14 protein-coding genes and 2 pseudogenes are annotated in these 13,486 nt (G+C 64.3%); 8 read left to right on the top strand and 8 right to left on the bottom strand.

What is annotated here, in order from left to right:
* From MJ956_RS12910 to MJ956_RS12900, 3 genes and pseudogenes are all read right to left on the bottom strand, one after another.
* Positions 1 to 814: pseudogene (locus MJ956_RS12910) on the bottom strand (hypothetical protein); the annotation flags it as partial.
* A gap of 10 nt (positions 815 to 824) precedes the next feature.
* Positions 825 to 1,247 (bottom strand): hypothetical protein, encoded by a 423-nt coding sequence (locus MJ956_RS12905; RefSeq protein WP_253964860.1) that lies wholly within the window; start codon positions 1,245 to 1,247, stop codon positions 825 to 827.
* A gap of 121 nt (positions 1,248 to 1,368) precedes the next feature.
* Positions 1,369 to 1,593 carry a hypothetical protein gene (locus MJ956_RS12900; protein ID WP_253964859.1) on the bottom strand — a complete coding sequence of 75 codons (225 nt, stop codon included), beginning with the start codon at positions 1,591 to 1,593 and terminating at the stop codon, positions 1,369 to 1,371.
* A gap of 448 nt (positions 1,594 to 2,041) precedes the next feature.
* On the opposite strand from MJ956_RS12900, the gene MJ956_RS12895 reads away from it, so the two are divergent.
* Positions 2,042 to 2,953 carry a class I fructose-bisphosphate aldolase gene (locus tag MJ956_RS12895; RefSeq protein ID WP_253964858.1) on the top strand — a complete coding sequence of 304 codons (912 nt, stop codon included), beginning with the start codon at positions 2,042 to 2,044 and terminating at the stop codon, positions 2,951 to 2,953.
* A 102-nt stretch (positions 2,954 to 3,055) separates the two neighbouring features.
* Here the strand turns inward: MJ956_RS12895 and MJ956_RS12890 are convergent, their stop codons facing one another.
* Complete coding sequence (locus MJ956_RS12890; RefSeq protein ID WP_253964857.1) at positions 3,056 to 3,556, bottom strand: c-type cytochrome; 501 nt, start codon at positions 3,554 to 3,556, stop codon at positions 3,056 to 3,058.
* Positions 3,557 to 4,226: 670 nt separating this feature from the next.
* Between MJ956_RS12890 and MJ956_RS12885 the strand changes: the two genes are divergently transcribed.
* Entirely contained in the window at positions 4,227 to 5,009 is a 783-nt protein-coding gene (locus MJ956_RS12885) for an outer membrane protein (RefSeq protein ID WP_253964856.1), read from the top strand.
* Positions 5,010 to 5,140: 131 nt separating this feature from the next.
* On the opposite strand, the gene MJ956_RS12880 is transcribed toward MJ956_RS12885, so the two are convergent.
* Positions 5,141 to 6,091: a carbohydrate kinase family protein gene (locus tag MJ956_RS12880; protein ID WP_253964855.1), complete on the bottom strand. Its 951-nt coding sequence runs from the start codon at positions 6,089 to 6,091 to the stop codon at positions 5,141 to 5,143.
* A gap of 168 nt (positions 6,092 to 6,259) precedes the next feature.
* Here MJ956_RS12880 and pcaD point away from each other — a divergent pair, with 168 nt between their 5' ends.
* Positions 6,260 to 7,066, top strand: coding sequence for a 3-oxoadipate enol-lactonase (pcaD, locus tag MJ956_RS12875; RefSeq protein ID WP_253964854.1), 807 nt, complete (start codon positions 6,260 to 6,262; stop codon positions 7,064 to 7,066).
* 114 nt (positions 7,067 to 7,180) lie between these two features.
* On the opposite strand, the gene MJ956_RS12870 is transcribed toward pcaD, so the two are convergent.
* Positions 7,181 to 7,927 carry a DUF3750 domain-containing protein gene (locus MJ956_RS12870; RefSeq protein WP_206455377.1) on the bottom strand — a complete coding sequence of 249 codons (747 nt, stop codon included), beginning with the start codon at positions 7,925 to 7,927 and terminating at the stop codon, positions 7,181 to 7,183.
* Between the two features lie 77 nt (positions 7,928 to 8,004).
* Here MJ956_RS12870 and MJ956_RS12865 point away from each other — a divergent pair, with 77 nt between their 5' ends.
* Positions 8,005 to 9,006 carry an asparaginase gene (locus MJ956_RS12865; RefSeq protein ID WP_253964853.1) on the top strand — a complete coding sequence of 334 codons (1,002 nt, stop codon included), beginning with the start codon at positions 8,005 to 8,007 and terminating at the stop codon, positions 9,004 to 9,006.
* Between the two features lie 6 nt (positions 9,007 to 9,012).
* Here the strand turns inward: MJ956_RS12865 and MJ956_RS12860 are convergent, their stop codons facing one another.
* Together MJ956_RS12860 and meaB are read right to left on the bottom strand one after the other, a co-directional pair.
* Positions 9,013 to 9,819, bottom strand: coding sequence for an NYN domain-containing protein (locus MJ956_RS12860; protein WP_253964852.1), 807 nt, complete (start codon positions 9,817 to 9,819; stop codon positions 9,013 to 9,015).
* A gap of 105 nt (positions 9,820 to 9,924) precedes the next feature.
* On the bottom strand, positions 9,925 to 10,935 hold the full coding sequence (gene meaB, locus MJ956_RS12855) for a methylmalonyl Co-A mutase-associated GTPase MeaB (RefSeq protein ID WP_253964862.1): 1,011 nt from the start codon (positions 10,933 to 10,935) through the stop codon (positions 9,925 to 9,927).
* A gap of 204 nt (positions 10,936 to 11,139) precedes the next feature.
* On the opposite strand from meaB, the gene pqqA reads away from it, so the two are divergent.
* From pqqA to MJ956_RS12835, 4 genes and pseudogenes are all read left to right on the top strand, one after another.
* Positions 11,140 to 11,217, top strand: a complete 78-nt coding sequence (gene pqqA / locus MJ956_RS19010) for a pyrroloquinoline quinone precursor peptide PqqA (protein WP_206455397.1) — start codon at positions 11,140 to 11,142, stop codon at positions 11,215 to 11,217.
* A gap of 42 nt (positions 11,218 to 11,259) precedes the next feature.
* Entirely contained in the window at positions 11,260 to 12,174 is a 915-nt protein-coding gene (pqqB, locus tag MJ956_RS12850; RefSeq protein WP_253964861.1) for a pyrroloquinoline quinone biosynthesis protein PqqB, read from the top strand.
* Positions 12,171 to 13,204, top strand: a pseudogene (gene pqqC / locus MJ956_RS12845) (pyrroloquinoline-quinone synthase PqqC). The gene pqqB and the pseudogene pqqC overlap by 4 nt, the downstream one beginning before the upstream one ends.
* A partial coding sequence (locus MJ956_RS12835; RefSeq protein ID WP_253964849.1) for a radical SAM protein occupies positions 13,201 to 13,486 on the top strand: 286 nt, incomplete at its 3' end. The pseudogene pqqC and the gene MJ956_RS12835, both read left to right, overlap by 4 nt.

Genomic DNA, 13,486 nt, shown 5'->3' with positions numbered 1-13,486 from the left:
CGCCGATCGCGTCTTCCAGCTTGGCCACCGAATCGTTGAACTTCGCCCGGATCGGCTCGAACTCGGCCGCCACCGGCTCGGCCATGCGCACCGTCAGATCGCCCGCCGACAGCCGCTCGAAGCCCGCTTCGATAGTCGCCACGAAGCCCTGAATCTCTCGGGTCTTCGTCTGTTCGTCCGCCTGGCGGCGGCTCTGTTCCGCCGAGCGCTCGCGGGAAAGCCGTTCCGTTTCCTGGCTGGATGCTTCCGCGCGCCCCTGTTCTTCCCGCGCAAGCTCGGTCGCCTCGGCAATGCTCTTGAACATGGCGGAGACCGTATAGGCGAGCCACAGAAGGACAGCCGCTTCGGTAACCAGAATGATCGCGTGCAGGCCGAAGCGTACGACATCGGTACCGCCAGGATAGATCGCCGCCGGCAGCGCGAAATTCAGCACCAAATGGTGAAGGGCGGTTGCGACCGTCGCCCCCGCGATCACACGCCAATCGAACATCGCTCCGACCACCGCGAGACCGGCGAAATAAGCCATGTGCATATCGACTTGCAGGTAGTTGCCGCTGAGCGCCGAAACGAGAATGGAAATATTGCCGACGAGACCGACAGCGCAGACCATTCGGGCCGTCGATCCGAGGTCGGCCCTGCGGGAAAGCAGCAGGCTGACGACCGCGATGGCGGTCGCTGCGAGCGTCGGGGCGATGGCCGACCGGGCATTCGCCATTTCAACCGCCATGATCATCGGCACGAAACCGAACTGACCGAGGGAGATCCAGCTCGTGATACGGGCCCGGTGCGCGTCGAGGTCTTTCATCGCATTCATAGTCGGCGTCCTAATCAGTGGTGCTTGCGCAGCCGATCGCGGCTGCATCGAGAACGAGCCATGCACCGGTGGCGCGAAGCCGACCCGGCAAGTCTTCATCGGTGAATTCAAGAACGGCCACGGAAGGCCAGGCCCCGGCATCCCTGAGATTGCCGACGCTGGCCGCCGCCTGGATGACACGCGCTTGCGGCCACCACGGCGGAAAAACCGCCGCGAGACTTTCGGTGCCGGCGAGACTGGGACCCGGAATCGCGACGATGAGGGTCGCCAACGCCATGACGGACCCGGCGATCCAGCTGAGCGTGTGAGATTTCATTGCGGTCGCGTGAATGCCATCGGACGCCCTGCAGCGGAGATCGTGGCGGTGCCCTGGAATCGGCGTTCGCCCTTGCCTGACTGATTTAATCGGCAAGTCTGAAAAGATCGCAAACATCGATGGGCACCGCAGGGTGCTTGCCGCTGGGCTGAACTGGAACGGTGAAACTATCCGACTACAGGGGAGACGGTCGCTGGCGGCGGAAAGATGTTCCTGGAAACCGGCCCCCGCCCTCCCATCAGCCGATGAAATTGAAAAAGTAGCTTGCCCACGCGAGAATGACACCGACGATCGCTGTCGGCACTATGATGCTCTGGCCGGCGGCCTCGCCTTCCGTGCCAGTCCCGTCGGTCGCGCGGCGGGATCGCAGATGGAAACCGCGACGCCCCAACTTGACGGTTTGCCGGGCCTGTTTTGCGGGCTCCAGGTGGAAGGGAGCGTGGTGAACAAACGGTGCCGGCATGATTTCTCCGGCAGATGTCTTACGACGGCGACCGCATGATAAATGGCGCCGGACCGCGCGAGGCGACTTCACGGGCGTTCGGGGCGTCTGCGGAGTGACGACAACGGCGAGATTTCCGGGCGCGGGAGATGGGTCGGCAGTACCATTTCCGGCGAACATCAGATCCGAATCGAGCCCGAAGGGCGATGGGAATGCCGAAACACCGCGTGTCATTGTAAGTACCTCCACTCAAGGGAAACGCGGAAACCGACGATTGGTTCAGCCGAGCGGGAATGGCGCACGCGGAGGCTGGCATGGGCGTCAGCGCACACTGACAGGTCCTTCAACCGATTTTAATATGCCCAGGCGGCGTCGGGCATCTGGACGACGCCGCGCCAGGGCCCCAGAAGAAACGCAGGGAAGCGGCGGGACTGTTGATGTGCGCCGATGAGGCAAAGGAGCGAGTGAAATGCTGAGAACACAGACCGTCCGGAACATCCTCTCCTGGTACGAGGGCGAGACCCCCGGGCTGAAGAGCAATCTCTCACGCCTCCTCATGCATGGCCGGCTGGCGGGGACCGGGCGCGTGGTGATCCTGCCGGTTGACCAGGGCTTCGAGCATGGACCGGCGCGCAGCTTCGCGGCCAACCCGGTCGCCTACGACCCGCATTACCTTTATGAACTGGCGATTGATTCCGGCGTTTCGGGCTATGCCGCGCCGCTCGGGCTCCTTGAGCAGGGCGCCGACACTTTCGCCGGTGAGGTGCCGCTGATTCTCAAGCTTAACAGCGGTAATTCGCTGGTCGGCGCCCAGGATCAGGCCCTGACCGGCAAGGTCGAGGATGCCATGCGTCTGGGCTGCGTCGGCGTCGGCTTTACCATCTATCCCGGCTCCGACAGCTCGTACGACATGATGGAGGAATTGCGGGAGATCAGCCTTCAGGCGAAGTCACGCGGCCTGATGACCGTTGTGTGGTCCTATCCGCGTGGCGGCAAGGTCTCCAAAGAGGGCGAGACCGGCTTCGATATCATCGCCTATGCCGCGCATATGGCGGCGTTGATGGGCGCCACCATCATCAAGGTGAAGCTGCCGACCGCGCATATTGATCTCGATGCGGCAAGATCGACGTATGAAAAAGCCCAGATTCCGGGCACGAACGCAGCCGACCGTGTCCGACACATCATGCAGGCGGCCTTTGCCGGCAAACGTCTCGTAGTCTTCTCCGGCGGCGCGGCGAAGAACACCGACGAGCTTTTGGAGGAGGTCCGCGCGATTCGCGAGGGCGGCGGCAACGGATCGATCATCGGCCGCAATTCGTTCCAGCGCAGCAAAGCGGAGGCCATCGCGCTGCTCAACCAGGTAATGGACATTTACGCCTGATCGATTGCGACCGCGCCAAGACGTGAAGGTTCGACTGAAACGAAACGGCCGCCCCGGGGGCGGCCGTCATATTCGATCGGTGCGAAGAATTACGTCGAAGGCTTATTGCTCCGCTGCGGCGGCCAGCGCTTCGGCGGGATCGCGTTCCTTGCCCTCGGCATCGAAGCTGGCGAGATAGGCGATGACGTTCGTCAGGTCTTCCGGCTTTTTCAGACCGGGAAAAGCCATCTTGGTACCTTTGACGACGGCGCGCGGGTCGGCAAGCCATTCCGTCATCAACGCCTCGTTCCAAGCGGTTTTGTCGGCGGCCCATTCCTCGAAGCCGGCGGAATATTTGTAATCTTCGATCGAACCGGGTTTCTCGCCGATAATGCCGTTCAGTTCCGGGCCGACCTTGTTTTTTGCGCCTTCGCCGACGGCATGGCACGCTCGGCACTTGTTGTATACCTTCTTGCCGGCATCCGCGTCACCAACGGTCTGGGCCGTTGCACCCGTCGCCACTGTGAGGGTCAAGATCGCGCCGGCGACCAACATCAAACTACGCATGATTCCTCCATGAATTAGGTCCTCTTCGCGGCGGCAATATAAAGCCGCGCCGCACAATGGCAATCATTTGGAAGAGGGCGGCCACGGTGTGTGGCGGTTTCGGGGCCGCGGTGTGGATCACGCAGGACCAACGCAAATGTGAGCGGTAATCAACATGCGACAGCGGGGTGCCATCGAGCTTCGGAATCGGCCGCAGGACTATGTATTCTCGTCATGTGAATCAAGCATAATTGCCGTAGTGAGGCATGAGTTCTGCCATTCGTCGCGCATTGGGTAAGTATATACCAAATTATTCGGCCGCCGCTGGCGTGAGAAATGAGCCGTCTGGCCGGGGAGTCCTGCGCCGATACGCAGGATTTCCGAACGTCCCTGGACCGAATTTTATTTCCTTGGGGTAGTCCGGTGTGTTGTTCGTTAGGAATTGTATCCGACACATCTTCGCCATGTTTGTTAAGCGCCGCAAGGCTGCGGCGATCTGGCGTAAACCATCGATTTTAAGACGAAATCAACGATCGAAGGTTACGAAGTATTCACGACTCCGGGCCCGGGACGCGACCCTCGTTGCGGATCGGCAACACGGCGGAGGAGAACGTATTCCTGCCATTTTTCGGGCACGGAGACGGACCATATCACCTCTCGAACCCGCCGGTCGGGTCGGGAATCCGGACGCTACGAGGACAGTGCGTCGGGAAAGACAGTCGCAGCCGCGACAGAATGGAGTTCAGTTATGAAACGCTTTGCATTGCTTCTCGCCTCGACGGCGTTCGTCACCCCGGCGCTCGCCGCCGATCCAGTCTATGAGGAAGCCCCCGCGCCGGCGCCGATGGTGATCGAGCCGGTCGCCACGACCGCCACCTGGACCGGCCTTTACATCGGTGGCCAGGCAGGCGTTGCCTTCAGCGGTGACGACGACGGCGCGCGCTTCGATACCAACAACACCGGCCTGTTCGGCAACGGCACTTTCAACAATGACGACAACAACGCCGGTTTCATCGGCGGTGCGCATATCGGCTATGACTACCAGATGCCGAACAACTTCGTCATCGGCGCGGTCGCCGACATCAACTACATCGATGCCGAGACCAACCGGTCCTACACGACGCAGGGCTCGACCTTCACGTCCAACAGCGAGATTGACTACCTCGGCACGGTTCGGGCCCGCGTCGGCTACGCCATGGACAGCGTCCTGCTCTACGGCACGGGCGGCCTCGCTTATGCCGGCGTCGACAACAACATGACCGCGCCGAGCGGCGGCGCCTTTACTGGCTATACGTTCACCCAGGACGATAACGACGCCGATGTCGGCTATGCGGTTGGCGGCGGCGTCGACGTGATGGCGACCCAGAACATCTCCTTCGGCGTCGAGTATCTCTACACCACCCTCGGCTCCAACGATCAGACGATCACCGGGACCAATGGTACCAACACCGTGAACTTCACCAGCGAGTCGAACGACGACGACCTGGACTTCCACACGATCTGGGCGAAGGCGTCCTATCGCTTCAACTAAGGCGTCATGCCTTCGGTCGGGCGCGTCAGGCGTCCGGCCCCTCAGACCAGTGCCCGCCGGATCGCAGGATCCGGCGGGCTTTTCCTATTCGCAGAGCCGCGTCGTAAGATCAGGTCGCGCAATCAGCGCTTTCAGGCTCGTGGCTGAAGCCCCAGATCGGCGCGGCGCGGCAGGTCGGCGCCCCGACGGGAACAGGTGATGGCCGCCGCTCTGACGGCAAAGTGCAGCAAATCCTCGATGCCGGCTTGGTCGGTGACCTTGAGGGCCGCGCGGGAGAGTTGGCCGCGTTCCTTCAGGCCGGCCAGAAGCGCCGCCTGAAACGTGTCGCCGGCGCCGACCGTGTCGGCGACGAGAATCCGTTGTCCGCCGACCGAGGCGTGGACTCCTGCGCTCGTGACGGCGACCGCGCCGCGTTCGCCGCGCGTCACCACTGCCATTTCCGCGCCTGCCGCTACCCAATCCTCGATCACGGCATCGGGGGCGCGGCCGGGATAGAGCAGCTCGAGGTCTTCCTCGCTCGCCTTCACCAAGGCGGCGGAAGGCACGAGTTCGGCGACCTTTTGCCGCCAGATCTCGAGTTCGGGTTCGATCGAGGCGCGGATATTGGGATCGTAGGAGATGAACCGCCGCGCCGATTCCTGCCGCACGAGATGAGCCAGCGCGGAGGCGGTCGGCTCAGTCACGGTGGAGTAGGACGCGAGATGGATTGCCTCGAGATCGTCGGGAAACGTCGCCGGCACTTCGGCGGGCTCGATCGAACGGTCGGCCGTCCCCTCGATGTAGAACGCATAGGCCGGCGAACCGTCGGCCCCGAGCGAGACCATCGCCAGCGTCGTGTTCCGGTCGGTCGGAATGAGGAAGCGCTGGTCGATCCCCTCGCGCGCCATGAAGCCGCGAATGCGCCTCCCGAAGAGATCGCCCGAGACCTTGGTGAAGAAGCCGACCGGGTGGCCGAGGCGCGAAAGCCCCAGCGCGACGTTCAGCGGCGAGCCGCCAACACGTCCGGAAAGGGCGATCTTCGCCACATCCGCGTCCGGTTCGGCGAACAGATCGAACAGCGCATCGCCGCAGCTGAGAAACATGGTGAATTCTCCCGGACCGTATCCAGCATTCGGATCCAGATGCCGCTATCAGGAAAGGCCGAGGCGGGAAAGATGGGCCCGTCTGTGCAACGAGGCCACCGCGGCCCTTTCATAGCGCGCGCGGCCGCCTATGATCGGCGACGTCCAATCGGGAGGGGAACCGCATCCATGCCATTTCAGCGCGTCAACGGCATCGTCATCCACCACCGGGTCGAGGAAAACGCGGGCGGCCCGACGCTGGTCTTCGCCAACTCGCTGGGCACCGACTTCCGAATCTGGGACGCGGTGGTCGAGCGTCTCGCCGGAACCTATGGGATCGTACGTTATGACAAGCGCGGCCATGGGCTGTCCGAGGCGACGCCCGCTCCCTATGCCATGGACACCCATATCGACGACCTGAAAGGCCTGATCGACCATCTCGGCGTGGCGGACCCGCTCCTTATCGGCCTGTCGATCGGCGGCATGATCGCGCAAGGCCTTGCCCATCGCTATCCGGCCATCGCCAAGGGGCTGGTGTTGATGGACACCGCGCACCGGATCGGCACGACAGAACTGTGGGACCAACGCATCGCGGCCATCGAGAAGGGCGGAATCGGGGCGATCTCCGAGCCGATTCTCGAGCGCTGGTTCACGCCGCAATTCCGTCGCCCGGCCAATCCCGATTTCGTGGGATACTCGAACATGCTCCTGCGTACCCCGCTATCTGGTTATCTCGGCAGCAGCGCCGCATTGCGTGACGCCGACTACACCGAGGCGACGGCAAAGATCGATCTGCCGGTGCTGTGCGTCGTCGGCGACCAGGACGGCTCGACGCCGCCGAATCTGGTGCGCTCGACCGCAAATCTGATCGCCGGTTCGCGGTTCGAGATTGTCAAGGATGCCGGCCATTTGCCCTGCATCGAGCAGCCAGTGGTCACGGCGGGGCTGATTGCGGATTTCGCCACCTCGGTATTCGGACCGGCGGCCGGCCGCTGACGACGGCGGTCTTCTCGGATCGGTCTCGGTGGCCTCGTCGGCGACGGGGAACTCGATCACTGTTTCAGCGCCGCGGCGGAGGGATTGATCGCGCCATGAGTGAAAGCTCGGGCATCAAGCCCCCAGCAGCGCGAACGTGCCGAACGCCGGCACTGTGACGGCCAGCCGCAAAGGATCGAGCCCGGCGACGAGGCCGAGAAAGTTGACCTCCAGCCCCGATTTCCAGCCGGCGACCAGTCCGGCGTAGCCCCAGAGTGACAGGCGCAATTCCCGCCGGTCGAGGTCGATCGAGAGGAAACGTCCCTCGGATGGATAGTCGCGACCGACCGCCGCCGCCGGCAGCGTCGCGTCGATGCCGGGGACGGCGCGCATGACGTGAGCGACGAAAGTATTGGAGTTCGGACCGGGAAAGATATTGTAGCCGCCACGCTCGGCGTAGGGGTAGGCGGCGATAGCGGCGCGCACCTCGGGTATCAGAGCTTCCGCCCGGGCGCCGGTAATCCGGGTGACGACCCGGGGATCGTTCGAGTACCAGCGCCCGTCGGCCGGCCGGCTGTTACGCCGGATCGGTGTGCCCCAGCCGACCTTGTCCCAACGATCGTAGGCGCTTGCGCCCTTGTCCTTGATGACGATCCAGGAGTGATCGGCGAGCGCCCCCTTCAGCCCGCCGGTCCGCGCCGCAAGGATATAAAGGGCCGCCTCATCGCTGGTGCTCGCGGCCGGCAGCAGCGCCGCCGAGCTCCAGTCGGCCTGACGCCAGGAGACGGGATGCTCGCCGGTCCACCAGAGGAGAGCGGCGAGTGCCGCCGGCAACAGATAGACCGCGCCGACGAAGACGGTGAGCCATTTCAACAGATACATCGGATCCCTGACGGTGGCGGGATAGAGGAACGGCTGCTAGAGCGCGATTGAAGATATTTGTAGGATCAAGGTGCGCGATGGAAAACCCTGTTGTCGTGGAAGTGACCCGAGGCGATCTGGTCGAGAGCGTCCATCGCGGCGGCTTCGCGCTTGTCGATGGCGCGGGGGCGGTGGTCGCCTCCGCCGGCGATATCGCGCGGCCGGTATTTCCGCGCTCGGCGATCAAGGTGTTTCAGGCGATTCCTCTGATCGAGACCGGCGCGGCGGATGCCTTCGGCTTCGGCGACCGGGAACTGTCGCTCGCCTGCGCCTCCCATTCGGGCGAAGAGGGACATGTGGCCCTTGCTGCGGCCATGCTGGCAAAGGGCGGGCTCGACGGCGGCGCGCTCGAATGCGGCTGCCACTGGCCGTTCGACCTGCCCGTCGCGCTCGATCTCGCCCGGCGCGGCGGCGAGCCGACGGCGCTTCACAACAATTGTTCGGGCAAACATGCCGGGTTTCTTTGCACGGCGGTTCACCAGGGCGAGGACCCGGGAGGCTATGTCGGGGCGGACCACCCGGTGCAGCAACGGGCGAAGGCCGCGATCGAGGATCTGACCGGCACTGACCTCGGCGCCGATGTCTGCGGCACCGACGGCTGCTCGATCCCGACCTATGCGGCGCCGCTGAAAAGTTTCGCGCATGGTTTCGCCAAGCTTGTCACCGGTGAGGGCGTCGCGGCAGAGCGCGGGGCGGCGGGGCGCCGGCTGATCGAAGCTTGCATGGCCGCGCCTTGGGAGATGTCCGGCACCGGACGCGCCTGCGAGAAACTGATGCAGGCCGCGCCCGGCCGGGTGTTCGCCAAGACCGGGGCAGAGGGCGTGTTCTGCGGCGCCTTGCCGGATTTTGGCCTTGGCTTCGCGCTGAAGATCGATGACGGCGGCACGCGGGCGAGCGAAGCGCTGGTCGCGGCGGTCATCGGCAAGGCACTGCGCGGCGACGACGCGGCGCTGGCCGACAAATTCGACGCATTGGCATCGAAGACGCTGCGCAACTGGAAGAAGATCACGGTCGGCGCCGTGCGGGCGGTCCCGCGCTGAGGCGCGTTAGCTGTAGTCACTTTTCGGCTGGCCAGACGGACGGGCGGCCGGTCTGCGCGAGCGGGTGGCGCGCGGCTTTTCCGCCGCCTTCGGCTTCAGCCGGATTTCGACGCTGCCGCCTTCCGGGTCGTCGACCTCGAACAGGTTCGTCGAGCGGACCAGATCGCTCAACTTCTTGAAGCCGTAGGTGCGCGGATCGAAGTCCGAGGAAAGGTTGAGAAGCTGCTTGCCGAAACTGCCCAGATTTACCCAGCCGTCCTCGGTGTCCATCTGCTCGATGACCCGCTTGAGCAAGTCGGCCGCCTGCTGCGGCTTGGCCAGTGGCGGCGCTTTGCCGTCGTCCTTCTCCGCCGTGGCCCGGCCGGGCAGGAGGTTCTCGGTGTAGATGAAGCGCCGGCACGCCTGCCGGAAGCTTTCCGGCGTCTTCTGTTCGCCGAAGCCGTAGACGTCGACGCCCTGTTCGCGGATACGGGCGGCGAGCCGGGTGAAATCGCTGTCCGACGAGACCAGGCAGAAGCCGTCGAACCGGCCGCTGTGGAGAAGGTCCATGGCGTCGATGACGAGGGTGATGTCGGAGGCGTTCTTGCCGGACGTGTAGGCGAATTGCTGATGCGGGATGATCGCGTGGCGTGACAAGACGTCCGCCCAACCCTTGGAACGCTGGCTGGAGAAGTCGCCATAGATGCGCCTGACGCTAGCCTCGCCGATCTTGGCGATCTCCTCGAACAGGCCGTCGGCGATGCGCGACGAGGCGTTGTCGGCGTCGATCAGCACGGCCAGCCGGTCGGTCTTGTCGGGTCGTGAAGCGGACATGGTCAAGCGTTTCCCTCGTTCTTCCTCGACGATCTATGGCGGAGCGCGGGCGCTGACAGGCGCACGCCGCAAGATCGCTCGTTCCGGTCAATATGATAGCAGCCGTCAGTTTGACGTGTCCGTCGGTTCGGTCGGCAAACCCAGCCGGTCAAGGATGGCTTCGGCGACGGCGCTCGGCGCCCGTTCGCCTTCTCTGACGACGGCCTCGCCGGCGGCGATTTCGGCGCGCCAGCGAGCCCCGGACAGGATGCGCCGGCGCAGGCCCTCGTCAAGGCTGGTCCAGAGCCAGCGCACCCGCTGCTCGGCTCGCCGGTCGTCCCATGAGCCGTCGCGGCGGTGGATGTCGCGGAAGCGCTCGATTTCGCTCCACAATTCGCCGAGGCCGTCGCCGGTCATGCCGGAGACGGCGAGCACCGGAACGGTCCAGGCGGCCGAACGTGGCGCCAGGATATTGAGGGCCGAGCGGATTTCGGACGCGGCGGCGCGCGCCGGACGGGCATTGTCGCCATCGGCCTTGTTCATGGCGATGATGTCGGCGACTTCGAGGATGCCCTTCTTGATGCCCTGGAGCTCATCGCCGCCCCCGGCGAGCATCAGGAGGAGCACGAGATCGACCATTTCCGCGACGCTGACCTCGGCCTGGCCGACGCCCATCGTCTCGACGATGACCACGTCGAACCCCGCCGCCTCGCAAAGCAGCATCGTCTCGCGCGTCTTCGCCGCGACCCCGCCGAGCGTGCCGGAAGAGGGGGAGGGCCGGATGAAGGCATCGGCGTCGACGGCGAGGCGCGCCATCCGCGTCTTGTCGCCGAGGATCGAGCCGCCGGAGCGCACCGAGGAGGGATCGACGGCGAGCACGGCGACCTTGTGCCCCTCGGCGGTCAGCATCGAGCCGAAGGCATCGAGCAGCGTCGACTTGCCGACGCCCGGAACGCCGCTGACGCCGATGCGGATCGCGTCGCCGGTATCCGGGGCGAGACGATCGAGGATGGAGGCGGCGACGGCCCTGTGCTCGGGCCGGGTGGATTCGATCAGGGTGATGGCGCGGCTGAGCGCGGCGCGCTCGCCTTTGCGGATGCGGTCGGCGAGGTCGTCTGGATCGGGCAAAGGGGTCATGATCACCGGTGTGGTCGAGCTGTCGGTGGCCCGTTCGGGCGCCAGCGAGGATTTGGGAAAACCTCCCGATCTCGGGTCGGAAACGAGCTTGTGAACGGCAATGACTACCGAAGCACCGCCATGTTTGCTAGGTCGTCGATGGTGGGCAACAATTAAAGGTGGCTTTGCGCGTATCGCCTGCCGCCGCGCTTTGGGAGAAGTACCATGGCCTGGAACAAGCCTGTTCTCACGGAAGTCTGCCTCGCGATGGAAATCAACGGCTATATGCCGATCGAATTCTAATCGGTGGCAGCACCTGACAGCCGCGGGCGGGTCGAGGCCCGCCTGCGGCTTTTCGTTTTGGGCTCGGCCGCGGGTGGCGGCTATCCGCAATGGAATTGTCTCTGCGATGTCTGTCGGCTCTATTGGGCCGGCGATAGCCGCGTTTCTGCCCGGTCGCAATCCTCGATCGCGGTGACCGCCGATGGACGCAACTGGCTACTGATCAACGCCTCGCCGGATTTGCGCGAGCAGATTTTGCGTGCCCAGCCGCTGCAGCCGACCGCCGGTGCGTCTGCGGATCAACGACGGGCCTCGCCCATCGGCGCGGTGCTGGTGACCAATGGCGATGTCGATCACGTCGCCGGCCTTTTGACCTTGCGCGAGAAACAATCGTTTCCGCTCTACGGCACGGCTGGCGTTCTCGGCGTCATCGCCGACAACCCGATCTTCTCGGTTCTCGATCCCGCGCATGTGACGAGACGGCCGGTGATGATGGGGGAGGCGTTCGAGCCGGTGCCGGGACTTCAAGTCGAGGTGTTTCCCGTTCCCGGCAAAGTGCCGCTCTACCTGGACGAAGGCGAGGTCGATGTCGGCGAGGAAGGCGAGATGACCATCGGTGTCCGACTGACGGCGAACGGCAAGACGGCTTATTACATCCCCGGTTGCGCCACCGTCCCCGATCGGCTGCGCGACAGGGTCAGGGATGCCGACGCACTCTTGTTCGACGGTACCGTCTTCACCGACGACGAGATGGCCAAGGCCGGTGTGGGCCAGAAGACCGGCCGGCGCATGGGGCACATGCCGATCACCGGCGAGGGCGGCAGCCTGACGGCCTTCGACGGACTCAAGATCGCAAGCCGCACCTACATCCACATCAACAACACCAATCCGATACTGATTGATGATTCCAAGGAGCGGCAAATGGTGGAGGCCGCCGGTTGGCAGGTGGCCAAAGACGGCATGGAGATCGTGCCATGAAGGCGATGATGGGACGCGAGGATTTCGAGGCGGGGTTACGGCAGATTGGCGCCGAGCGCTATCACCATCTGCATCCGTTTCAGCAGCGACTGCAGAACGGAGATCTGTCAAAGACGCAAGTGCAGGCCTGGGCGCTCAACCGTTATTACTACCAGTCGCAAATCCCGGTGAAGGATGCCTATATCCTCGCTCGCTTGCGGACGCCGGAACTGCGCCGTGAATGGCGCCAGCGGATCATCGACCATGACGGCGAGGAGGGGCAGCGCGGCGGGATCGAAAAATGGATCGCGCTGACCGACGGTGTCGGTCTCGATCGCGCCTATGTCGAATCCGGCGTCGGCATTCTTGCCGGTACGCGCTTCGCGGTCGATGCTTATGTCCATTTCGTCCAGGAGCGGACGCTGCTGGAGGCTATCGCCTCGTCGTTGACCGAGCTATTCTCGCCAACTGTGATTGGCACCCGCGTGCGGGGGATGCTGGAGCATTACGACTTCATCTCCAAGGAAACGCTGGCCTATTTCGACAAGCGGCCGGTGCAGGCCAAGCGCGATTCCGATTTCGCGCTCGCCTATTGCCTCGACAACGCCCGCCGGCCCGAGGAACAGACAGCCGTGCTCGACGCCTTGCGGTTCAAGTGCCAGGTGCTTTGGGCGCAGCTCGACGCGCTGCATTTCGCCTATGTCGAGCCGGGAATGATCCCGCCGGACGCGTGGCGTACCGGCGAAGGGCTACGGGATGAGGGCGGGGCGGCATGACCGCGATCGCAGACGATACGGTCCCGAAGCTGCCGCGTGGCGTCCGCTTTCGCGAGGACAAGACGCGCGGCCAGTTCATCCTGGTCGGTCCGGAACGCATCTTCAACGCCGATCAGGTCGCGACGGAAATTCTCAAGCGGGTGGACGGCAAGACCACGTTCGGGGATATCCTGCGACAACTGACGGAGGCGTTCACGGCGGACGAAGCGACGATCCGCCCGGATGTCGAGAGTTTCCTCATCGACCTTCGCGACAAGCAGATGGTGACGCTATGAACGAGGCGGTCTTTCCCAAGCCCGCCGCCGAAACGGCGGCGAGGGCGGCGCCGCAGCCGCCGCTTGGGCTGCTGGCCGAACTCACCCATCGTTGTCCGCTGCGCTGTACCTATTGCTCGAACCCGCTCAAGCTCGACACCCGCTCGTCGGAACTCGACACCGAGACCTGGAAGCGGGTGTTCACCGAGGCGGCGGACCTTGGCGTCATCCACATCCATTTGTCCGGCGGCGAACCGACCGCCCGCAAGGACATCGTCGATCTGACCCGTTACGCCGCCGAGG

It is taken from the genome of Aurantimonas marianensis (assembly GCF_024195285.1).
GTDB classification, from domain to species: Bacteria; Pseudomonadota; Alphaproteobacteria; order Rhizobiales; family Rhizobiaceae; genus Aurantimonas; species Aurantimonas marianensis.
Note: the sequence above shows the minus strand (reverse complement) of the source record. Positions and strands in the feature narration are given on the sequence as shown.

Excerpts from the sequence above, each read along its gene's own strand:
- MJ956_RS12865 (WP_253964853.1), top strand. The coding sequence starts at position 8,005 with ATGGAAAACCCTGTTGTCGTGGAAGTGACCCGAGGCGATCTGGTCGAG.
- MJ956_RS12895 (WP_253964858.1), top strand. The coding sequence starts at position 2,042 with ATGCTGAGAACACAGACCGTCCGGAACATCCTCTCCTGGTACGAGGGC.
- MJ956_RS12900 (WP_253964859.1), bottom strand. The coding sequence starts at position 1,593 with ATGCCGGCACCGTTTGTTCACCACGCTCCCTTCCACCTGGAGCCCGCA.
- pqqA (WP_206455397.1), top strand. The coding sequence starts at position 11,140 with ATGGCCTGGAACAAGCCTGTTCTCACGGAAGTCTGCCTCGCGATGGAA.
- MJ956_RS12860 (WP_253964852.1), bottom strand. The coding sequence starts at position 9,819 with ATGTCCGCTTCACGACCCGACAAGACCGACCGGCTGGCCGTGCTGATC.
- MJ956_RS12885 (WP_253964856.1), top strand. The coding sequence starts at position 4,227 with ATGAAACGCTTTGCATTGCTTCTCGCCTCGACGGCGTTCGTCACCCCG.
- meaB (WP_253964862.1), bottom strand. The coding sequence starts at position 10,935 with ATGACCCCTTTGCCCGATCCAGACGACCTCGCCGACCGCATCCGCAAA.
- MJ956_RS12880 (WP_253964855.1), bottom strand. The coding sequence starts at position 6,091 with ATGTTTCTCAGCTGCGGCGATGCGCTGTTCGATCTGTTCGCCGAACCG.
- MJ956_RS12870 (WP_206455377.1), bottom strand. The coding sequence starts at position 7,927 with ATGTATCTGTTGAAATGGCTCACCGTCTTCGTCGGCGCGGTCTATCTG.
- MJ956_RS12905 (WP_253964860.1), bottom strand. The coding sequence starts at position 1,247 with ATGTTTGCGATCTTTTCAGACTTGCCGATTAAATCAGTCAGGCAAGGG.
- pcaD (WP_253964854.1), top strand. The coding sequence starts at position 6,260 with ATGCCATTTCAGCGCGTCAACGGCATCGTCATCCACCACCGGGTCGAG.